17 protein-coding genes are annotated in these 20144 nt (G+C 68.3%); 6 read left to right on the top strand and 11 right to left on the bottom strand.

Annotated elements, in window-relative coordinates:
- Nucleotides 1-90 precede the first annotated feature (90 nt).
- The gene (locus H0X90_RS18830) at nt 91-1206 is read left to right on the top strand and encodes a GlxA family transcriptional regulator (RefSeq protein WP_077175816.1); all 1116 of its coding nucleotides are present in this window, start codon (nt 91-93) and stop codon (nt 1204-1206) included.
- A 60-nt stretch (nt 1207-1266) separates the two neighbouring features.
- Here H0X90_RS18830 and H0X90_RS18825 read toward each other — a convergent pair whose 3' ends face one another.
- The gene (locus tag H0X90_RS18825) at nt 1267-2676 is read right to left on the bottom strand and encodes a discoidin domain-containing protein (RefSeq protein WP_006488982.1); all 1410 of its coding nucleotides are present in this window, start codon (nt 2674-2676) and stop codon (nt 1267-1269) included.
- 273 nt (nt 2677-2949) lie between these two features.
- On the opposite strand from H0X90_RS18825, the gene H0X90_RS18820 reads away from it, so the two are divergent.
- Complete coding sequence (locus H0X90_RS18820) at nt 2950-4371, top strand: PLP-dependent aminotransferase family protein (RefSeq protein WP_006498742.1); 1422 nt, start codon at nt 2950-2952, stop codon at nt 4369-4371.
- Here H0X90_RS18820 and H0X90_RS35770 read toward each other — a convergent pair.
- Nucleotides 4368-4655 carry a hypothetical protein gene (locus tag H0X90_RS35770; protein ID WP_227739688.1) on the bottom strand — a complete coding sequence of 96 codons (288 nt, stop codon included), beginning with the start codon at nt 4653-4655 and terminating at the stop codon, nt 4368-4370. The two genes, H0X90_RS18820 and H0X90_RS35770, sit on opposite strands and share 4 nt — an antisense overlap.
- Between H0X90_RS35770 and H0X90_RS18815 the strand changes: the two genes are divergently transcribed.
- Both H0X90_RS18815 and H0X90_RS18810 read left to right on the top strand, forming a co-directional pair.
- Nucleotides 4575-5348, top strand: a complete 774-nt coding sequence (locus H0X90_RS18815; RefSeq protein WP_060263887.1) for a hypothetical protein — start codon at nt 4575-4577, stop codon at nt 5346-5348. The genes H0X90_RS35770 and H0X90_RS18815 overlap by 81 nt on opposite strands.
- A 163-nt stretch (nt 5349-5511) precedes the next feature.
- Nucleotides 5512-6399, top strand: a complete 888-nt coding sequence (locus H0X90_RS18810; protein ID WP_006498738.1) for a DMT family transporter — start codon at nt 5512-5514, stop codon at nt 6397-6399.
- On the opposite strand, the gene H0X90_RS18805 is transcribed toward H0X90_RS18810, so the two are convergent.
- The 9 genes from H0X90_RS18805 to H0X90_RS18765 form a co-directional block, all read right to left on the bottom strand.
- Nucleotides 6388-7302 (bottom strand): LysR substrate-binding domain-containing protein, encoded by a 915-nt coding sequence (locus tag H0X90_RS18805; RefSeq protein WP_006488990.1) that lies wholly within the window; start codon nt 7300-7302, stop codon nt 6388-6390. The genes H0X90_RS18810 and H0X90_RS18805 overlap by 12 nt on opposite strands.
- 153 nt (nt 7303-7455) lie before the next feature.
- A complete protein-coding gene (gene fdhA / locus H0X90_RS18800; protein WP_006488979.1) occupies nt 7456-8652 on the bottom strand; it encodes a formaldehyde dehydrogenase, glutathione-independent in 1197 nt (398 codons plus the stop codon).
- A gap of 226 nt (nt 8653-8878) precedes the next feature.
- Complete coding sequence (locus tag H0X90_RS18795; protein ID WP_062884936.1) at nt 8879-10069, bottom strand: efflux RND transporter periplasmic adaptor subunit; 1191 nt, start codon at nt 10067-10069, stop codon at nt 8879-8881.
- Nucleotides 10069-11853: an efflux transporter outer membrane subunit gene (locus tag H0X90_RS18790; protein WP_354142554.1), complete on the bottom strand. Its 1785-nt coding sequence runs from the start codon at nt 11851-11853 to the stop codon at nt 10069-10071. The genes H0X90_RS18795 and H0X90_RS18790 overlap by 1 nt, the downstream gene beginning before the upstream one ends.
- A gap of 80 nt (nt 11854-11933) precedes the next feature.
- Nucleotides 11934-12872: a glycosyltransferase family 2 protein gene (locus tag H0X90_RS18785; RefSeq protein WP_006482184.1), complete on the bottom strand. Its 939-nt coding sequence runs from the start codon at nt 12870-12872 to the stop codon at nt 11934-11936.
- 10 nt (nt 12873-12882) lie between these two features.
- Nucleotides 12883-14484 carry a DHA2 family efflux MFS transporter permease subunit gene (locus H0X90_RS18780; protein WP_006498734.1) on the bottom strand — a complete coding sequence of 534 codons (1602 nt, stop codon included), beginning with the start codon at nt 14482-14484 and terminating at the stop codon, nt 12883-12885.
- A complete protein-coding gene (locus H0X90_RS18775; protein WP_006498733.1) occupies nt 14481-15764 on the bottom strand; it encodes a glycosyltransferase in 1284 nt (427 codons plus the stop codon). The genes H0X90_RS18780 and H0X90_RS18775 overlap by 4 nt, the downstream gene beginning before the upstream one ends.
- Before the next feature lie 17 nt (nt 15765-15781).
- Complete coding sequence (locus tag H0X90_RS18770) at nt 15782-16351, bottom strand: isoprenylcysteine carboxylmethyltransferase family protein (protein ID WP_006482692.1); 570 nt, start codon at nt 16349-16351, stop codon at nt 15782-15784.
- A gap of 67 nt (nt 16352-16418) precedes the next feature.
- On the bottom strand, nt 16419-17321 hold the full coding sequence (locus H0X90_RS18765) for an alpha/beta fold hydrolase (protein WP_077189109.1): 903 nt from the start codon (nt 17319-17321) through the stop codon (nt 16419-16421).
- A 721-nt stretch (nt 17322-18042) separates the two neighbouring features.
- On the opposite strand from H0X90_RS18765, the gene betI reads away from it, so the two are divergent.
- Nucleotides 18043-18627, top strand: coding sequence for a transcriptional regulator BetI (gene betI, locus H0X90_RS18760; RefSeq protein ID WP_006482690.1), 585 nt, complete (start codon nt 18043-18045; stop codon nt 18625-18627).
- Between the two features lie 32 nt (nt 18628-18659).
- The gene (gene betB / locus H0X90_RS18755; protein WP_060211977.1) at nt 18660-20129 is read left to right on the top strand and encodes a betaine-aldehyde dehydrogenase; all 1470 of its coding nucleotides are present in this window, start codon (nt 18660-18662) and stop codon (nt 20127-20129) included.
- Nucleotides 20130-20144 lie beyond the last annotated feature (15 nt).

Raw genomic sequence — 20144 nt, 5'->3', positions numbered from 1 at the left:
CGCTCATTCGGGGTGCGGCTTGTCCCGGATACGGTGCAGTGCAGCATCGGCCTTACGCCCAGACAACGTATGGAGCTAGGGTTTAGCCGTATGGCACGCTTGTTGCGCTCGCTCACACAATACCGCAGCCCGATCCGTGCCCCGGGCGAAAAGCTATTAGAGATTCAAGGAACGCTCCCCATGTCGCCCGACCGCACAGCGTCGCTGTCCCACTTCGCGTTCATGCCTTTACCGAACTTCACGATGATCGCGTTCACCAATGCGATCGAGGTGCTTCGGATGGCGAACTACCTGAGCGGCCAGCCGCTCTACCGCTGGTCGGTGATCAGTCCGGACGGCGGCCCGGTCACGGCGAGCAACGGCCTCACGGTCGATACGGGCCCGGCCGAATGCGCGGGGCAACCCGACATCGTGTTCGTCTGCGGCGGCGTCGACGTGCAGCGTGCGACCACGCCTGCCCATCTTTCGACCCTGCGCCGCTTCGCGCGCGCGGGCATCCCGCTCGGCAGCCTGTGCACGGGCACCTATGCGCTCGCGAAGTCGGGGCTGCTCGCGGGCTACGCATGCGCGATCCACTGGGAGAACATGTCGGCGCTGAAGGAGGAGTTTCCGGACACGCGCTTCCTGAAGGAACTGTTCGTGATCGACCGCGACCGCATCACGTGCACGGGCGGCGTCGCGCCGCTCGACATGATGCTGAACCTGATCGCCGCGCGCGTCGGCACCGCACGCGTCACGCAGATCGCCGAGCAGTTCATCGTCGAACACGTGCGCGACACGAGCGCGCAGCAGCGCATGCCGCTCGTCGCGCGCCTCGGCTCGGCAAACAAGTCGTTGTTCGAAGTGATCGCGCTGATGGAGAACAACATCGAGGAGCCGCTGTCGCGCGAGGAACTCGCGCGGCTCGCGAACATGTCGCAGCGGCAGTTGCAGCGCCTCTTCCGCGAGCATCTCGGGATGACGCCGACGCACTACTACCTGACGTTGCGGCTGCGCCGCGCGCGCGAGCTGCTGCTGCAGACCGACATGTCGATCATGCACATCACGATGGCGTGCGGGTTCCAGTCGGCATGCCACTTCAGCAAGAGCTATCGCGACGCGTTCGGCGTCGCGCCGACGCGCGAGCGCCGCAAGCAGGTCGCGCCGCTCGCGCAGGGGGCGGCGAGTGCAGCGCCGGCGTTTCCGGCGCATGTGCTGCATGCGTGAAGCGGGCAGCATTTGAAGCAAAAAAAGCGGCCTTCAATCAAGGCCGCTTTTTGCTGGTACTCACGATCCCCACACCTGCATTTCATCGAGCGAGTACCCCCACTGCGTCGCCCGCTTCGTGCCGAGCATCCGCACGTAACGGCCCTGCCCGTTCAGGTTCGGCAGCGTCACATGGCCGTACGACACGCCGTTGCTCGTCGAGTAGATCGTCGTCCAGTTCGCATTGTCGTTCGACGTCTGGATCTGGTAGACGAGCGCGCCCGCGTCCCAGTACAGATCGATGCTGCTAATCGTCTTCGTCGCGCCGAGATCGACCGAGATCCACTGCGGATCCACGCCCGCGCCTTCCGGCGAATCCCAGCGCGTGCTCGTCGTGTTGCCGTCGAATGCCTTGTCCGGCGTGAGCGACGCGTTGTAGCTCGCCGACGCCGCGGCCGGCCGCCCTTGCGACAGCAGCGTGCGCGCCGCGGCCGGGCCGCCGTAGTAGTTCGCCCCGAGCTTCGCCTTCGTCGCATCCGCATTCACGCCGAACTGCGACAGGCTCCAGCGCTGGCCGGTCGTCACGTCGCCGACGTAGAGCTGATAGCCGCCCGCCGTCGTCGACGAGAAGAACAGGTAGTTCGTACCACTGACAGGCGCCGGATCCGAGTTGTTGCTCATGCAGTCGTTGAGCGCCAGCGCGCTCGGCGTCGACGCCGGGTCCGCCGTCTTCGCGTAGATCTGGTCGGCCCCGCCGCTGTCCTTCCAGCGCGCGTAGTACACCATGCCGTCCGCACGCACGGTCGGGTAGTACGTTTGCAGCCCGGCCGGACGATCGAACACGGCGGTGACGCCGGTCGCGATCGTGCGCTTCATCAGCCCCATGTTCGAGCCGGTGCCGGTCGCGTAGTACACGGCGCTCGCGTCCGGCGCGAGGAACGGCATCGAGTATTCGGCGCCGGCCGGCGCGTTCGTCAGGCTCACGATCGACGTGAACACCGGGCCCGCGCTCGTGTACGACAGCGTCGCCTGCTTGACGTCGCCGTTCTGCTTGAACACGAGCGTCTTGCCGTCCGCGCTGAACTTCGGGTCTTCGTTGCGCGTGGCGCCCGTGCTGTGCGTCATGTTGACGGGCGGCGTGCCGGCGCCGAGCTGCAGCATGAACACGTTCCATGCGCCGTTGCTGATGCCCATGAACGCGAGCCACTTGCCGTCGGGACTGAACACGCCGTTCATCGGATCGGTGATGCCCCACGCGCTCTTGCTGAGTTGCGTCAGCGTGCGGGCCGAGAAATCGTAGAGGAACAGCTGGCTCGTGCCGTCGCCGTACTTGACGTAGCTGTGATAGACGAGCTTGCCGGTCAGCGCGGCGGGGAACGTCGCATTCGGCTGGGCGGCGGGATTGTTGACGCAGGCTGCGGCTGCCACGCCGCTGAACAGGTTGAGGGCGAGGCCGGCCACGAGGCCCGCGACGAGGGTCTTCAATTTCACGCTGGATACTTCCGGGTAAGGTAAGGACGGGACGGCCGCAGAAAAGGACCCGCGCGGAAAGCGCGGGCGCCACGGATCCGCCGTCGGGCAGCGTGAATTCCGTATCGGTCGGACATCGGGAACAAAACTTGCGGGAGTGTGCCTTCTGGTCAGACGAAAGAAAAGGATCAGAGGACGCCTGAAACATACGGATCAGCGATTTGGGGCGCGCTTGCACGTGACGGCTGCCGTACTACTCTTTGTCATCGAGGCCCGATCGGCCGGGGGACAAGCATGAAGCGCTATGCGGTGCTGGCACAGACGATCGCGGACGCCATCCGGCGCGGCGACCTCGCGGCCGGCGCACGTATCCCGACCGTGCGAGCGGCATGCCGCGCGTATCGCGTGAGTCCGTCCACCGTGTTTCGCGCGTACTACGCGCTCGAAAGCGAGGGCCTGATCGTCGCGCGGGCGCGCTCCGGCTATTTCGTGGCGAACCTGGCCGACAAGCACGTGCGGTTCGGCCACGATCCGCCGCGCAAGCCAGGTGCGGCACAAACCGGCGACGACGACGCGTTGTTCCGCCTGCTCGACTCGCTCAAATGCGACGACGTCGTGCCGCTCGGCTCGGCATTCGCGAGCTATTCGCTGTTCCCGATGAGCAGCCTGTGGCGTCACGTCGCGTCGGCCGCCCGCAACATGGACCGCGGCAAGCTATTGGCGGGCTTGCCGCCCGGCTACGACGCGCTGCGCCGCCAGATCGCGTTGCGTTACCTGAATGCGGGCGCGTCGCTGCCGCTGGAGGAGATCGTCATCACGACGGGAGCGATCGAGGCACTGACGCTCAGCCTGCAGGCGCTGACGCGCCCGGGCGACATCGTCGCGATCGAACGGCCGGCATTCCACGCGGTGCTGCAGGTCGTCCAGTGCCTGCACCTGAAGGCCGTCGAGATTCCGGTCGACCCGCGCACGGGCCTCGATCTCGACGCGCTCGCCGAAGCGCTCGACACGCATCCGGTGCGCGCGTGCTGGTTCATGACGTCGTTCCACAACCCGACCGGCGCGACGCTGACCGACGAGCGCAAGCGCGCGCTGATCGAGCTGCTCGCGTCGCGCGGCGTGCCGCTGATCGAGGACGACGTGTATGGCGAACTGCAGTTCGGCACGGCCCCCACGCGCCCCGCGAAACTGTATGACGACAGCGGGCTCGTCCTGCATTGCGGGTCGTTCTCGAAATGTCTCGCGCCCGGGTTCCGGATCGGCTGGGTCGCGGCCGGCCGCTTCGTGCGGCAGATCCGTCAGGCCAAAGGCGCGAGCGGGCCGGCCGCCGACGTACCCGCGCAGATGGCGATTTCGAGTTACCTGCGCGACGGCGCATACGACCGGTTCCTGCGCAAGCTGCGACGCAATCTCGCCGCGCACCAGGCTCAGATGCTGTCGGCCGTGCGCGCGTATTTTCCGGCTGACACCGAAGTGTTCGCGCCGCGCGGCGGATATTTTCTGTGGATCGAACTGCCGCCGCACATGGATGCGATGCACCTGTTCGACGACGCGATGGAGAGCGGTGTCAGCATCGCGCCCGGGCCGATCTTCTCCGCGACCGGCGGCTTTCGCCGCTATCTGCGGCTCAACTACGGGCGGCCGTGGACACCGGCCGTCGAGCGCGCGCTGGAGACGCTCGGCACGCTCGCGTCCCGGCAACGGCACGGCGGCTAGCACGAGACGGGCGGCACGAAATGTGCGGCACGCGACGCGCGACATGCGCCTTGCGTTTCACGCGCGAACGACCAAGAATGAAGCGGCAGGCAGCCGCGGACGAACGGGTTCCACGCGTCCGATGTTATGGAGAATGACATGAACACCGCATGCGAACGACCGCCGATGTGTAACCCGACGATGGCGCGCGCCGGTCGCTGACGATGCGCGTCCTGCCCAACCGGCGTGTCCGCGCGCGCGATGCCTGGCGGGCCGTGCTGAACACGCGCGCCGAATCGCGGCACGCCGCTTGCTGCCGCTGCCGCGAATGCGGTTTCGTGGCGTTCCGCGCGCTCGAGCATTGCCCCGTCTGCGGTCAGTGGAACTGGCCGTTCGAGTCGATTGGCCACACACCGGCCGACGCGCGTGCCGCGCATGCGCCGCGGTCGTTCCATACATGGTCGTCGCGCGTCGCCCGAGCGCTGCGCAACGCGGCTTTCCAGCGGCCGCGCGCATCGAGCGCGCCAATCCTGAGCATACTGACGCTCGTGCTGCTGGTCGGCGGCTACGTGATGGTCGACCAGACCTGCAAGGCCGATCCCGTCTGTCGGGGCTCCGGTGTGCCGGGCGCCGTCGCGACCGGAGCCGTACTTCAAGCGTCGAACGAGCCATTGATACCGGTCGTGCCGGCACCCGTCTACCCGTTTCATTCGACCGATGAAACGGCGGTGGCAGCCCGTCCGCCACTGGCCAATCCGCCACAGGACGCCCCGCTCGCCGGCAAACCCGCGCGCCGGATGGCGGTTGCACAGGCCGCGCCGTCGTTGCGCGCGCCTGACCGGACGCGCACCGGCGCGGTCCGCGTCGCCGACTGGAAAGGCAACCGCGACACCGCCCATCGCACGCGTGCGATCCGCCGCGTCAGCCTGCACACCGGGCGGACACGTCGCGCCGCGGCCAGCAACGCCGAACTCGCGAAGCTCTATCGCGGCCACTGAGCGCGCGATCCGGGCCCGCGTGCCCGTCGATTCAATTTTCTAAACCGCCCCTCACGAAACCTCGTTTGTGCCGCGACGGACGCATGACGTTCAATGGGTCATTCGCCCGCGCCGGCGCGTATCGCACGCCGGCGCAGTCCGATCCACCGAACGGAGTCTGTCGATGAATGCACTGCAGCTCGTGACCCTGGCTGCCATCTGGGGCGCGTCCTTCCTGTTCATGCGCATGGGCGCGCCGGAATTCGGCGTCGTCCCGCTGATCGCATTGCGCGTCGCGATCGCGGCCGTGCTGTTGTCCCCGGTGCTGCGCGATGCGCAAGCGCGGCACGAATTCCGCGCGCACGTCGTGCCGCTGTTCGTCGTCGGCATCGCGAACTCGGCGCTGCCATTCTGCCTGCTGACCTATGCGGCCCTGTTCGTGACGGCCGGCACCGATTCGATCCTGAATGCAACGACCCCGCTGTGGACCGCGATCGTCGCGTACGTGTGGCTGCGCGCGCCGCTGACGAAACCGCAGGCGATCGGCCTCGCGCTCGGCTTCGCCGGGGTCGTCGTGCTCGCCGGTTCGGCGCTCGGCACCGGCACGCCCGGCGCGCCGAGCGCGATCGCCGCCGCGATGCTCGCGACGCTGTCGTACGGGTTCGCGGCGCATTACTCGAAGCGCAAGCTCGCGAACGTGCGGCCGTTCGTGTCCGCGTTCGGCAGCCAGTTGTTCGCGGCCGTCGCACTCGTGCCGCTCGCGCTGCCGATGTGGCCGCACGGTCCCGTGCATGCGTCCGCATGGATCGCGGTGGTGTTGCTCGGCGCGATCTGCACGGCGGTGGCCTACCTGCTGTATTTCGGGCTGCTTCGCAGTGCGGGCGCGCAATACGCGGCGTCGGTCACGTTCCTGATTCCGGTCTTCGGCGTGGTGTGGGGCGCGATCTTCCTGCACGAGACGATCACCGTGCAGACGGTCGCCGGGTGCGCGATCATCCTGCTCGGCACGGCGCTCGCGACCGGCAAGCTCAAGGGCTTCGCCTCGGCTGCCGTGCGCGGGTCAAGCCAGTAGATCGGAGGCGTCGCGCTCGTCGCGGCCGATCTCCCGCGCCAGCCAGTCGCGGAACGCGGCGATCTTCCACTCGTGCTGGCGCACTTCGCTGCATACGACGTAATAAGAAAACTCGGTCGGCCAGGGCCGCGCCAGCACGCGAACCAGCCGCCCGGCCGCGACTTCGTCGCGCGCATAGATGTCGCGCACCAGCGCGATGCCCTGCCCGGCGACCGCGGCCCTGATCAGCAACGCATCCTCGCTGAAGCTCGCGCCGCGCGGCGCGCGTGCGTCCTCGATGCCCTGCGTGCGCAGCCACAGCACCCAGTCGGCGCGGTCGGCGTCCTGCAGCAGCGGGTACGACAGGCAATCGGCGGGGGCGTCGATCGGGCGCGCGGGATCCAGCAGTTGCGGGCTGCACACGGGCCACAGCTCCGGCGTCCAGATGCGGAACGATGCATGCCCGGGATAGCGGCCCAGCCCGTGCCGGATCGCGACGTCGACGTAGTCGCGGCGCAAGTCGACCAGTTGCGCGCGCGTCTCGACGGTGATTTCGATTTCGGGGTACGCGGCATGGAACGAACCGAGCCGCTGCACGAGCCACGTGTTCGCGAACGACGCGGTGGTCGTCACCGCGAGCCGGACGATGCGCCGGTTCGCGCCGTGCACGCTCGCCCACGCGGCCTCGATCTCGTTGAAGCCGCCGGCGAGCTGGTCGAACAGCGCGCGGCCGGTGCCGGTCAGCTCGAGTTCGCGGCCGGTGCGCTCGAACAGGCGCACGGCGAGGCGATCCTCGAGATTGCGGACATGCTGGCTGACGGCGCCCGGCGAAATGCAGAGCAGGTCGGCCGCCTGTTTCATGCTGCCGCAACGCGCCACTTCGACGAACGTGTGCAACGCGGCGAGGGGAAGTGACTTGGCCATCCGTGGAGCGCCGCCGCGCGGCGGTGGAGGGTTCGGGAACGGGCGATGATTATCGCAGCAATTGCGCGGCCCCGCCTTTGCTCCGGCAACGAAAACGGGCGGCCCGTTTCCGGAACCGCCCGCTTCGTGTGGCGCGTGTCGAACGCTAGTGCATCACGCCGCCAGCAACCCATGCGGGTCGATGACGAATTTGCGCGGCGCGCCGCCGTCGAACTTCTTGTACCCTTCCGGCGCCTGATCGAGCGAGATCACTTCGACGTTGACGATCTTCGCGATCGGCAGCCGGTCGAACAGGATCGCCTGCATCAGGTTGCGGTTGTACTTGAGCACCGGCGTCTGGCCCGTGAAGAACGAATGCGACTTCGCCCAGCCGAGGCCGAAGCGGATGCTCAGGCTGCCGTGCTGCGCGGCCTTGTCCTTCGCGCCCGGATCGTCCGTCACGTACAGGCCCGGGATGCCGATCGCGCCGGCCGGGCGCGTGATTTCCATCAGCGAGTTCAGCACCGTCGCGGGCGCTTCCTCCGCATGGCCCGACGAGCCGTGGCCGTGCGCCTCGAAGCCGACGCAATCGACCGCGCAGTCGATCTCGGGCACGCCGAGGATCTGCTCGATCTGCTCGCCGAGCGACGCGTCCTTGGACAGATCGACCGTCTCGAACCCCATCGCCCGCGCATGCGCGAGACGTTCCGCGTTCATGTCGCCGACGATCGTCACGGCCGCGCCGAGCAGGCGAGCCGATGCGGCCGCCGCCATCCCGACCGGGCCCGCGCCCGCGATATAGACCGTCGAACCGGGTTTCACGCCGGCGCTCACCGCACCGTGATAACCGGTCGGCAGAATGTCGGACAGGCAGGTCAGGTCACGGATCTTCGCCATCGCCTGGTCGCGATCCGGGAATTTCAGCAGGTTGAAATCGGCATACGGCACGAGCACGTACTCGGCCTGGCCGCCGATCCAGCCGCCCATGTCGACGTAGCCGTACGCGCCGCCGGCACGCGACGGGTTCACGTTCAGGCACACGCCCGTATGCGTGTCCTTGCACATCGCGCAGCGGCCGCACGCGACGTTGAACGGCACCGACACGAGATCGCCGAGCTTCAGCGTCTCGACGTCGCGGCCCACTTCGACCACTTCGCCGGTGATCTCGTGACCGAGCACGAGGCCGACCGGCGCGGTCGTCCGGCCGCGCACCATGTGCTGGTCGGAGCCGCAGATGTTCGTGCTGACCACTTTCAGGATCACGCCGTGGCCGATCGCGCGGCCGCTCGGGTCGACCATCTTCGGATAATCGATTTTCTGGACTTCGACCTGGCCCGGTCCAAGATAGACGACACCTCGATTGCTGCTCATCGTATTGTCTCCATGTCTCGTTGGATGGCGCCGCGGCGCGCCGGCCCTTGCGGCGCACGCGCAACGTGCTGTTCGAGAGTAGTCCGGGAGGCAGGGGCGCCGATGTCTCAAACGCGACATGCGTTTGATCGGCGCCGACATCGATGGCGGAAATACAAAAGTCGGGCGGGAATCTACCGGGGGCCGGACCGGCCCTTGCGGCCGGCCCAACCTCGACGGGCCGGCGCTACCCGCCCTGATTCTCGCGGATGATCGCGGCGGCGGCCGCTTCCGCGTCGCTCGCGACGCCGTCGTGCACGCGCGTGCTGACGGCGGGCGTCGGCGGCTCGCTGTCGAGCGCGTGGCCGTTGCGGTCGTGCGTGTCGACCGTCGCGCGCATCGACAGCCCGACGCGCAGCGGATGCGCGGCGAGATCGCGCGGATCGAGCGCGATCACGACCGGCACGCGCTGCACGACCTTGATCCAGTTGCCGGCCGCGTTCTGCGACGGCAGCATCGAGAACGCGCTGCCCGTGCCCGCCGAGAAGCCCTGCACGCGGCCGCGATAGGCGATGCGCGAGCCGTAGAGATCCGACACGACCTCGACTGGCTGCCCGACGCGCATGTGGCGAATCTGCCCTTCCTTGAAATTCGCCTCGATCCACAGCCGGTCGAGCTGCACGATCGACATCAGCGGCACGCCGGGCCCGACCTGCTGGCCGACCTGCACCGAGCGCTGCCCGACCGTGCCGTCGACGGGCGCGACGATCGTCGTGCGCTTCAGGTTCCGGTACGCGAGCTTGAACTGCGCGGCCGCCTGCACGACGGCCGGGCTTTCGTCGACGGGCAGCTTGCCGCCGAGCGCGCGCGCCGCGTCGAGTTGCGCCTGCGCGGCCGCAAGGTTCGCCTGCGCACCGGCCACGGCCGCGCGGGCCCGTGCCAGTTCTTCGGGCGCGACGATCTCGACTGATGCACCCGAACGCGCGGCGAGCGCGCGCTGCGCCAGCGACAGGTCGGCGCGCCGCGCATTCACGGCCTCGACGTACATCGTGTTCGAGATCTTCGCGTTCGCGACCTGGCGCACGGCCTGCGCGAGCTGCGCCTTCGCCTGCGCGAATGCGACGGACGCCTCGGTGTCGTCGAGCCGCACGAGCGCCTGCCCGGCGCGCACGGCCTGCGTATCGGCGACCACCACGTCGGTCACGGCGCCCGGGATCTGCGCGGCGACCTGCACGATGCTGCCCGCGACGTACGCGTCGTCGGTGTCTTCGTAATAGCGGTCGCTCAACAGCCAGTACGCGGTCCATGCGATCGCGGCCAGCAGCACGATCGCGAAGAACACGGTGAAGCGCTTGCGGCGCGTCGCGCGGTGCGCATCGAGGGCCGGGTCGTTCAGCGCGGCAGGCGGCGCGGCGGAATGAAGGTTGTCGTGGTGCATCAGTCGCTTTGCGTAACGATCAGACGATCGTGCTGGAAGACGGGAATCGCGGGCATCGGCGACGCGCTCCGCGCCGGACTCGCCGCGGCCGTGCGCGCGAGCACGGGCGTGCCGCGAGGCGCTGCGTCGGGACGGGTCGCGCCGATCGTCGACGGGCGCGCCGTGTCGTCGCGTCGCGCGGATTCAGGGGCGGGCGCGGCCCGCGTCGTGGCGAAGGCCGGCGACATCGCCGTGCGCGCCGTACTGGCCGCCGGCGAGTCGTTCGAAGGCCCCGCCACCGTCGCCCGGTTCGCGGCCACGGCAGTCGCGGCCCCGCGCCGGGCCGCCCCGCCGCGCGCCCGATGCACGGCCGGCGTCTGCGCCTGCGCGACCGTTGCGCCCGCATCGAACCCGCCGCCCAGCGCGCCGATCAACCCCACGCGGAGCATGCGCTGCTTGCCGAGCAACGCGATCATCTGCGTGCGCTCGTCGATCAGCGTGAGATCCGCGACATCGACGTCCTTCTGCATCAGCACGCCGCGCCGATGCCGGTCCGCCGCGATCTGCACGATCTTCTGCGCGGCCGCGACCGCGTCCTGCTGCTGCGCGACGAGCGTCTGCGACGTCTGCAGCGACGTGACGAGTTGCGCGACCTGCCCGAGCGCGTCGTCGACGGTCTTGTTGTACAACCCGATCGCGACGTCGGCTTGCGCGACGTCCGCGCCGAGCTTCGCCTTCAGCCGGCCGCGGTCGAAGATCGGCAGCGAAATCGCCGGGCCGACGGAGCCCGCGAGCGAATCGCGCGAGAACAGCGACGCGGGCGTCAGTGCGAACACACCGCCGAGCGCGACGAGGTTCACGTCCGGATAGAACTGCGCGCGCGTCGAGTCGGCATTCGCGAACGCGGCCTCGACCCGCAGCCGCGCGGCGACGATGTCGGGCCGGCGGCCGAGCAGATCGGCCGGCAGCCGCGCCGGCACCGCGCCGCCCGCGAACGCGCCGACGCGCGGCCGCTGCAGCGCGAGCCCGCGCTCCGGGCCACGGCCGGACAGCACGCCGAGTTGCAGTTGCGCGAGCTTGATCTGCTCGTCGTTCAGCGCGATCTGTTCGAGCAGGCGGCTGCGCTTGATCGACGCATCGCTCGCGTCGTACGCGTTGTCGAGGCCGCGCGCGGTGCGCTCGCGCAGCACGGCCGTCACGCGCTGGCTGATCTTCAGCTTCTGCTGCAACAGGTCGCGCACCGCGTACGCCTGGTCGAGCTGGCAATACACGGTGACGATCGCGACGGCGAGCGTGAGCCGCACCTGCTCGGCCTCGACGCCGGCCGCGTCGCGCAACGACATCAGGCTCTTCGTCGCCGCGCGGTTCTTGCCCCACAAATCGAGCTGGTAGTTCAGCCCGACGAAGATCGACGACGGCGACACGTTCGGATCACCGAAAATCTGCACCGGCACGCGATAGCCGCCGGCCGTCACGTCGGCGATGTCGCCGGGCTTCGGCATCCGCGCGCGGCTGATCGTCGCGCCGGCCGTGCCGGTCAGCCCGGTCAGCGAATCGAACTGCTGAAGCTGCGCCTGCGCGATCCTCAGCCGCGCCTGCGCGACCTGCAGGTCGGGGTTGTGCTGCGACGCCTCGGCGACCAGATCGTCGAGCTGCGGGTCCTGCAACTGCTTCACCCAGTCGGGCGCCGGCCACGCGCCGTTCGCGCCCGGGCCGGCGGTATGCACGAGCGCATCGTCGGCCGGCGCACGCAGCGACAGCGACGGCAGGAAGCCCGACGGCACGCACCCGCCCAGTGCGAGCATTGCCGCGGCGGCCGCCGCGATCAACGAACCGCCCTTCACGCCCCGCGGCACACCCGCCGCTTGCTTCGTCGGCTGCATCGTCACCCCTGTCGAACGCGCTGCGCCCGCGCGGCCAGACGCGGCCGCGTGCGCTCGAGCGGGCCGAGCCGGCCGAACAGGCCGTCCGCGACGCCGAACAGGATGCCGGCCAGCTTCGCGCGCTTGTCGCGCTCGACGAGCGCGATCTGCACGACCTGCCACACGGTCAGCAGGTTCGGCACGAGCGCCACCGGAAAGCGCAGTCCGTACTGCATCCCGAGCTGCACCGCATTGCGCGCGCTGTAGTAGCGCCGTTGCCACGAGTGATTCATCGACGTCATTTCAAAAGGGCCGATCGCGTGCCGCTGCTTCGCGCCGATCCGGTGCGGCAGCACCAGCGACGGCACGACGTAGAGCGGCACGTTGCGCGCCAGCGCGCGGAAGCTGTATTCGGTATCGACGTGATCGATGAACAGCGTCTCGTCGAACCGGCCGAGCACGTCGAACGCGTCGCGCGACACGACGCAGCCGGACGAGATCAGGAATGCGCAGCGCTGCATCGGCGTGCCCGGCTCGATGCGCAGGCGGCGCAAGCCGATGCCGTTGGTCGCGAGTTCGGGCAGGAAGCTGCGCGCGTTCTCGTCGAAGATGCGCGGGCCGGCCAGGAACGCGCGCCCCGCGAGCCCCGCGCAGACGTCGCGCATCGTCGGGAAATACGCGGCCGGCACCGACGAATCCTGGTCGAACAGCGCGACTGCGTCGACGCGGTCGCGAAACAGCGCCGCGAGCCCCGCGTTGTACGCCCCCGCGATGCCGCCGCGATTGCCGTGATGCAGCAGCGCGATGCCTTCGCGTGCGCACAGTTCACGAGCCCGCGCATCGGGCTGCGGCGTGTTGTCGACGACGAGCAGCGCGTCGCACGCGTGCCGCCATCCGCGCAGCGCGTCGAGCTGCGCGTCGCTCGGGTGATACAGGATCACGAGTGCGCCGAGTGTCGTCATGGTCCGCTCCTCAATGCCCGAACGACGCGGCCGCGCCGCGCTTGGGGCGCGTCAGCCACATCATCGCCGCGAGCGCGAGACACGTCATGCTCGCCATCCAGAACATGTCGTTGGTCGCCATCATGTAGGCCTGCTGCATCACGACGTGGTGCAGCGTCGTCAGCTCGCGCACGCCGTCCACGCCCATCGCGTTCAGCGCATGCACGAAGCGTTGCGTGTTCGCCGACGCATGCGTGACCGATTGCGACACGACGTCGTAGTGATAGGTCGCGCGGTTGTCCCACAGCGTCACGCTCATCGCGGTGCCGAACGCGGCCGACAGTGTGCGCAGGAAATTCGACAGGCTCGACGCGGCGGCGAGCCGGTCGTCCGGAATGCGCGACAGCGTCGCGGCGGTCAGCGGGATGAAGAAGCACGGCAGCCCGATGCCCTGGATCAACCCGGGTGCCGCGATCTGCGCGAACGTCATCTTCAGCGTGAAATGCGCGTCCCATGCGAGCACGGCGGCGAACACGAGAAAGCCGAACGTCGCGAGCACCCGCGCGTCGAAGCGGTGCGCATGCAGCCCGACGAGGATCGAGAACACGAGCGCGAGCACGCCGAGCGACGCGGTCGCGAGCCCCGCATGAAACGCGTTGTAGCCCATCACGGCCTGCATCCACAGCGGAAACACCACGCCGACCACGGAGAAGCTCATCATCCCGAGCGAGATGATCAGCACGCAGAACGAGAACGTGCGGTCGCGAAACAGGCTCAGGTCGACCACGGGATGCGCTTCGCCCGCTTCCCAGATCAGCAGCGACACGATCGCGAGCGCCGCGACCACCGCGAGCGTGACGATCAGCGGCGAATCGAACCAGCCGCGGTCGTGGCCGAGATCGAGCATCGCCTGCAGCGAGCCGACGCCGATCACGAGCAGCACGATGCCCGGCACGTCGATCGGGCCGGCCGCGCCGCGCTGCGCGTCGGGGCGCAGCATCGCGGTGCAGACCGCGAACGAGAACAGCCCGATCGGCAAATTGATCAGGAAGATCCACGGCCACGAGAAGTTGTCGACGATCCAGCCGCCGACCACCGGCCCGAAGATCGGCGCGAGCAGCACCGTCATCGCCCACAGCGCGAGCGCGATCGTGCGTTTGGTCGGCGCAAAGGTGCGCAGCAGGATCGTCTGCGACAGCGGCACCATCGGCCCCGAACACAATCCCTGCAGCGCGCGGCAGATCACGAGCACGTGCAGGTCGCGCGCGAGCCCGCACAGCAGCGACGTCAGCGTGAACAGCAGCACCGCGCCGACGAACAGCCGCAGCTCGCCGACGCGGCGGGCCAGCCAGCCGGTGAGCGGCACCGCGATCGCGGCCGCGACCGAATACGAACTGATCACCCACGTGCCCTGGCTGTTCGATACGCCGAGACTGCCCGAGATCGCCGGCACCGCGACGTTCGTCACGGTCGAGTCGAGCACCTCGATGAAGGTCGCGAGCGACAGCGCGAACGTCAGCAGCGCGAGCCGGATGCCGCGCACCGGCTGCGCCGCGGGCGCGGGCGCGGGCGCCGGCGCGTCGAACGCGGACGGCGCGACGGGCCCGTCGTGAAGCGGCGACGCGGCGCTCATGCGCCGGCCACCGCGACATCGGCCCGCGCGGCCAGGCGCCCGCGCCTGGGCACGAACCGTTCGATGAAACCGGCGGCCGCGTCGCAGCCGTCCGGCGCGGCCGCGAGCAGCGCGCGCGTACGTTCCGCATGCACCGCGAACGCGGGTTCGTCGAGTACGCGCGCGAGCGCCGCGCCGAGCCGCGCGCCGTCGAGCGGGCCGTCGACCCGCACGCCGCAGCCGTTTGCGACGACGCGCTGCGCGTTGTCGAACTGATCGTGCGCGAACGGCGTGACGACCTGCACGATGCCGGCTTCGCACGCGAGCGCCGCCGTGCCGATCCCGCCGTGATGCACGAGCGCGCGGCAACGCGGCAGCAACGTGCGCATCGGCACGAAGCGGCGCACGAGCAGCCGGTCGCCGCCGGGCGCCGCATCGTGCGGCGTCAGCAGGATGCCGCGCGCGCCGGTCGCGCGCAGCGCGTCCGCCACCGCACGCGCATACGCCGCATGATCGACGAGCGTCGACCCGGCCGTGAACACGACCGGGGCTTCGCCGGCCGCGAGAAACGCATCGAGTGCCACATCATCGTCGGGTGTCGCGATATCGTTGAACAACGGAAAACCGCTTTGCAGATGATTCGACGGCCAGTCGGGCTGCGGCGGCGCGAACCAGCCGGGGAACAGGCACAGCACGCCGTCGGTCGAATGCAGCCAGCGGCCGAGCACGCGCCGCGCGGGTGGCAGCCCGAGCTCGCGGCGTACCGCGTCGAGCGCGGGGCCGCACACGCGGTCGAGCACCTGCCGCTCGATCAGCGTCATCAGCGCCGATTTCACCGGCAGCGGCCAGCGCGCGGGAATCGTCAGGCGCGGGTGAGTGGGCGGCGCATGCGCGGACAGCAGTGTCGACGGCGACACCTGCACCGACACGTACGGCGTGCCGTGCAGTTCCTGCATGAAGCGCGCGGAGAACGCCCACAGCGTGCCGACCAGCACCGTGTCGGCATCGGTCAGCGCGCGCAGCGCATCGTAATGCGGGCGCAACGTCGGCGCGATCACCTGCCACAGCGTGCGGAACGACGTGCGCGGATCCCACAGCGCGGGGTTCGCCATCGCCGCGTCGTATTCCGCCGCGGTGCCGACCGGCACGAACGCGAACCCGCAGCGGCGCACGGCCGCCTCGAACGGCGCATGCGTGCAGAACACGACGTCGTGACCGCGCGCGGCGAGCGTGCGCGCGACGCCGAGCAGCGGATGCACGTCGCCCGCCGAGCCGATCGCGGTCACGATCATCTTCGCCATCGCGCGCCTCGCGGGTGTCAGTAGAAGCCGGGGATCAGCGCCGCGACCTCGCGGCGGTACTGCGTATACGCCGGCCCGAAATATCCGGTCAGCCAGCTCTCCTCGACGCGCACCTTGTACGCGAGCGACGCGAACACGAGCAGCACGCCGATCGCACCGCGCCATTCGCCGCCGATCAGCGCGGCGCCGACCAGCGCGATCAGGCAGCCGGTGTAGATCGGATGACGCACGAGCGCATACGGCCCCGTGCGCACGAGTTCGTGGTTTTCCTTCAGCGTGACCGACACGCTCCAGTTCGTGCCGAGATGCAGCCGCGCCCACACCGAAAACAGCAGGCCGGCCACCAGCACCGCGAGCCCGCACTGCGCCTGCAGCCCGAAGCGCTGCCAGTCGGGCACGAGCGCCTGCCACGACGGATCGGGCAGGATGATCAGCGCGCCGCCGACGATCAGCGGAATCGACTGCAGCGTGCGCGAGCGCGACGCCTCCTTGCGCACGGTCGTCTTGACTCCCTGCGACGTGGCGATCCAGTACGCGAGCCACGCGGCCCACGGAACGACGATGGCGATGGTCTGAACGATATTCACGGCTGGCCTGCCTCGTTGGGATGGGAATTCGGATACGCGGGACGAACGCGATGCGCGGCGGATGGCGTCACGACGACAGCGCGTGCATCGGTGCGGGTATGCACGCCGGCGCGGTCGCACGTGCGATGCCGGCCGCGACGGACGCTTCGCCACAGAAGAAATCGAGCAACGCGGCACGGGTGTATTCGCGCTGCGCACGGCCTTCGATGTCGAGGAAGTGGCCGGCGTCCGGCACCGTCGCGAACCGCGCGCGCGCCACGTGCGCGCCGAGTTGCCGCACGTCGGCCGGCGTCGTGTATTCGTCGCGCTCGCCGTTCAGGAACAGCAGCTCGCAGCCGATGTTCGCGAATTCGCTGAAATAGCGCTCGGGCTGCAGCGACAGGATCTGGTCGACGTGGAACGCGACCTGGTCCTGCTCGTCGCGCGGCAGGCGCGTCAGATACCGGTAGTTGTACAGCTTCATGATGCGCGGCAGATAACGGCCGACGGTGTCGTTCAGCAACTGCGCGGCCTTCAGGTTCTCGCCGGCCGCGATGTGGTCGCGGGCGCGCGTCACGTAGTCGACCATCGCGTCGTTCAGGAACGGCGAGAACGAACAGATCGCCGCGCGCCGCACGCTCGGGCAGCCGCGCGCGAGCGCGAACAGCGACGCGACGCCGCCCCACGACACCGACACGAGGAACGACGGCGCGAAGCGCTCGACCAGGTACTGGAGGATCGCGGCTTCGTCGTCCTTGGTCAGGATGAAGCAGCCGGGATTGTGCTGGCGCGACTGCCCCGCATACGGCAGGTCGAAGCAGATCGTGTTCATCCGCTCGCCGAGATACTGGACGGTCTGGCCGAACGACGCGGTCGTCGCGAGCGCGCCGTTGACGAGCATTGCCGTGTCGAACGCCGGGTCGAACACGTTCCGTTCGACGTAGACCTTCAGACCATTCGGCAGCGGGACCACGTGTTTTTCGGTCGGCATCGTCGTTCTCCGGTGGATGCGGCGTCTCGACGTCGCGGCATGCTGCAGGTGCGCAATGGCTGGCGCCGGCCGGGCGCGCGATCCGTCCGCGCGGCCATTGCCGACGCACCGCGGCAATGACCGGCGGCGCCATTCATTCCTCGTAGTGCGGCGCCATACTAATACGGTCGACATTACTGACTCAAGTCATTCCAAAAATCCCTCTACTCGGCCCGGAAATACGCCGGATTCAAATTTTTTCATCAATTTCTATGGTATGCGGAATCCCAAAAAGAACGAACGCAATCGTTTGCGAGCAGTCCACACCGGCATTCATAAATCCACAAATACTCATTGTTTTCAATTAATTACGTCATTTCAATCGACCGATTGAAACGGTTTTTAGAAAACTGCGCATCTTCACAATCCGATTTGACAATTTCACATCGTGAATAATGTTGCAGATTTCGACACTCTTTCGATTTGTAATAGAAACGGACGTGGAAACGGTCCATCGCATTGCGTCATTTTTTCATGAACCGTTTTAAACAGATTCAAACTTAATTAACGTTCTTTCAAGGCGTTTTTCCGCACCTGCACATGACGCTCGCGACGAACGACCGTGCCCCGTTTAGAACACCGCACCTCGTTCGGCCCCGATTTTTTGTTGATTGAACGATCAATAAAAAACCGATAAGCTCTCGACTTCCATGGACGGCCCGCCCGGGCGAAGGGAGTCGTGATGCCGAAGGTCGGAATGCGGGAGATACGCCGCGCACAGTTGATCGACGCCACGCTGCGCTCGATCGACGAAGCGGGCCTGCCCGGCACGACGCTCGCATCGGTCGCGCAACGCGCGAACATCTCGACGGGCATCGTCAGCCATTACTTCGGCGACAAGGACGGCCTGCTCGAAGCGACGATGCGGCATGTGCTGCGCGACCTGTGGTCGGCCACCACGCGTCGCCGCGTCGCCGCACGCAAGGACCCGCGTTCGCGGCTGCGCGCGGTCGTCGCCGCGAACTTCGACGACACGCAGGTCAGCGCGCCGGTGATGAAGACGTGGCTCGCATTCTGGTCGCAGAGCATGCACGACCCGATGCTCAAGCGCCTGCAGCACGTGAACACGCGGCGCCTTCATTCGAACCTGTGCGCCGAGTTCGCGAAAGCATTGCCGCGGACGAAAGCGCGCGAAGCCGCCAGCGGCCTCGCCGCGCTGATCGACGGCCTGTGGCTGCGCGGCGCACTCGCCGGCGGCCCGATCGACACCCGAGCCGCGTTGAAGCTCGCCCACGATTACATCGACCTGCTGCTCGCGTCCGACTGACGCGTCACGCAGTCGCCCTCAAGGAGATCCTCATGTCCGTATACGGTTTGCAGCGCCTCTACATCGGCGGCGGTTACGTCGACGCCACCAGCGGCAAGACTTTCGACACCTTCGATCCCGCCACCGGCGAACTGCTCGCGCAGGTGCAGCAGGCGAGCGCGGCCGACGTCGACCGCGCCGTGGCGTCCGCTCGGGACGGCCAGCGCGAATGGGCCGCGATGACCGCGATGCAGCGCTCGCGCATCCTGCGCCGCGCGGTCGACCTGCTGCGCGAACGCAACGACGAACTCGCGGCCATCGAAACGCGCGACACCGGCAAGCCGATCGGCGAGACGCTCGCGGTCGACATCGTCACCGGCGCGGACGTGATCGAGTACTACGCGGGCCTCGCGACCGCGATCGAAGGGCTGCAGGTGCCGCTGCGCGCCGAGTCGTTCGTCTATACGCGCCGCGAGCCGCTCGGCGTGTGCGCGGGCATCGGCGCGTGGAACTACCCGATCCAGATCGCCTGCTGGAAGACGGCGCCCGCGCTCGCGGCCGGCAACGCAATGGTGTTCAAGCCGAGCGAAGTCACGCCGCTGACCGCGCTGAAGCTCGCGGAAATCTATACGGAAGCCGGCGTGCCGGCCGGCGTGTTCAACGTCGTGCAGGGCGACGGCTCGGTCGGCGCGCTGCTCACCGGCCATCCGGACATCGCGAAGGTGTCGTTCACCGGCGGCGTCGAAACCGGCAAGAAGGTGATGTCGCTGGCCGGCGCCTCGTCGCTGAAGGAAGTGACGATGGAGCTTGGCGGCAAGTCGCCGCTGATCGTGTTCGACGATGCCGACCTCGACCGCGCGGCCGACATCGCGGTCACCGCCAACTTCTTCAGCTCGGGCCAGGTCTGCACGAACGGCACGCGCGTGTTCGTGCACCGCTCGATCAAGGACGCCTTCACGCAGAAGGTGCTCGAACGTGTGAAGCGCATCCGCGTCGGCAAGCCGACCGACGCCGACACCAACTTCGGCCCGCTCGTGTCGGCCGCGCAGCTCGACAAGGTGCTCGGCTTCATCGAGAGCGGCAAGGCCGAAGGCGCGAAGCTGCTCGCGGGCGGCACGCGCCTGACCGACGGCCATTTCGGCAGCGGCCAGTACGTCGCGCCGACCGTGTTCGGCGATTGCCGCGACGACATGAAGATCGTGCGCGAGGAAATCTTCGGGCCGGTGATGAGCATCCTCGATTTCGAATCGGAGGACGAAGTGATCGCGCGTGCGAACGACACGCACTACGGGCTCGCGGCCGGGGTCGTGACCGAGAACCTGTCGCGTGCGCACCGCACGATCCATCGCCTCGAAGCCGGCATCTGCTGGATCAACACGTGGGGCGAGTCGCCGGCCGAAATGCCGGTTGGCGGATACAAGCAATCCGGTGTCGGGCGCGAGAACGGCATCACGACGCTCGAGCACTACACTCGCATCAAGTCGGTGCAGGTCGAGCTCGGCCGCTACAACCCGGTGTTTTAAGACAAGGAGATCCGT

Source organism: Burkholderia sp. 9775_39 (genome assembly GCF_015712225.1).
Classification (GTDB): domain Bacteria; phylum Pseudomonadota; class Gammaproteobacteria; order Burkholderiales; family Burkholderiaceae; genus Burkholderia; species Burkholderia cenocepacia.
The sequence above is the reverse complement of the archived record's forward strand: the minus strand, read 5'-3'. Positions and strand labels throughout refer to the sequence as shown.

What these genes read in the sequence shown, in the direction of transcription:
- H0X90_RS18830 (WP_077175816.1), top strand. Translation starts at nt 91, where the DNA reads ATGGCACGCTTGTTGCGCTCGCTCACACAATACCGCAGCCCGATCCGT.
- H0X90_RS18765 (WP_077189109.1), bottom strand. Translation starts at nt 17,321, where the DNA reads ATGCCGACCGAAAAACACGTGGTCCCGCTGCCGAATGGTCTGAAGGTC.
- betI (WP_006482690.1), top strand. Translation starts at nt 18,043, where the DNA reads ATGCCGAAGGTCGGAATGCGGGAGATACGCCGCGCACAGTTGATCGAC.
- H0X90_RS18815 (WP_060263887.1), top strand. Translation starts at nt 4,575, where the DNA reads ATGCGCGTCCTGCCCAACCGGCGTGTCCGCGCGCGCGATGCCTGGCGG.
- H0X90_RS18775 (WP_006498733.1), bottom strand. Translation starts at nt 15,764, where the DNA reads ATGGCGAAGATGATCGTGACCGCGATCGGCTCGGCGGGCGACGTGCAT.
- H0X90_RS18780 (WP_006498734.1), bottom strand. Translation starts at nt 14,484, where the DNA reads ATGAGCGCCGCGTCGCCGCTTCACGACGGGCCCGTCGCGCCGTCCGCG.
- H0X90_RS18820 (WP_006498742.1), top strand. Translation starts at nt 2,950, where the DNA reads ATGAAGCGCTATGCGGTGCTGGCACAGACGATCGCGGACGCCATCCGG.
- H0X90_RS18810 (WP_006498738.1), top strand. Translation starts at nt 5,512, where the DNA reads ATGAATGCACTGCAGCTCGTGACCCTGGCTGCCATCTGGGGCGCGTCC.
- fdhA (WP_006488979.1), bottom strand. Translation starts at nt 8,652, where the DNA reads ATGAGCAGCAATCGAGGTGTCGTCTATCTTGGACCGGGCCAGGTCGAA.
- H0X90_RS18795 (WP_062884936.1), bottom strand. Translation starts at nt 10,069, where the DNA reads ATGCACCACGACAACCTTCATTCCGCCGCGCCGCCTGCCGCGCTGAAC.
- H0X90_RS18785 (WP_006482184.1), bottom strand. Translation starts at nt 12,872, where the DNA reads ATGACGACACTCGGCGCACTCGTGATCCTGTATCACCCGAGCGACGCG.
- betB (WP_060211977.1), top strand. Translation starts at nt 18,660, where the DNA reads ATGTCCGTATACGGTTTGCAGCGCCTCTACATCGGCGGCGGTTACGTC.
- H0X90_RS18805 (WP_006488990.1), bottom strand. Translation starts at nt 7,302, where the DNA reads ATGGCCAAGTCACTTCCCCTCGCCGCGTTGCACACGTTCGTCGAAGTG.
- H0X90_RS18790 (WP_354142554.1), bottom strand. Translation starts at nt 11,853, where the DNA reads ATGCTCGCACTGGGCGGGTGCGTGCCGTCGGGCTTCCTGCCGTCGCTG.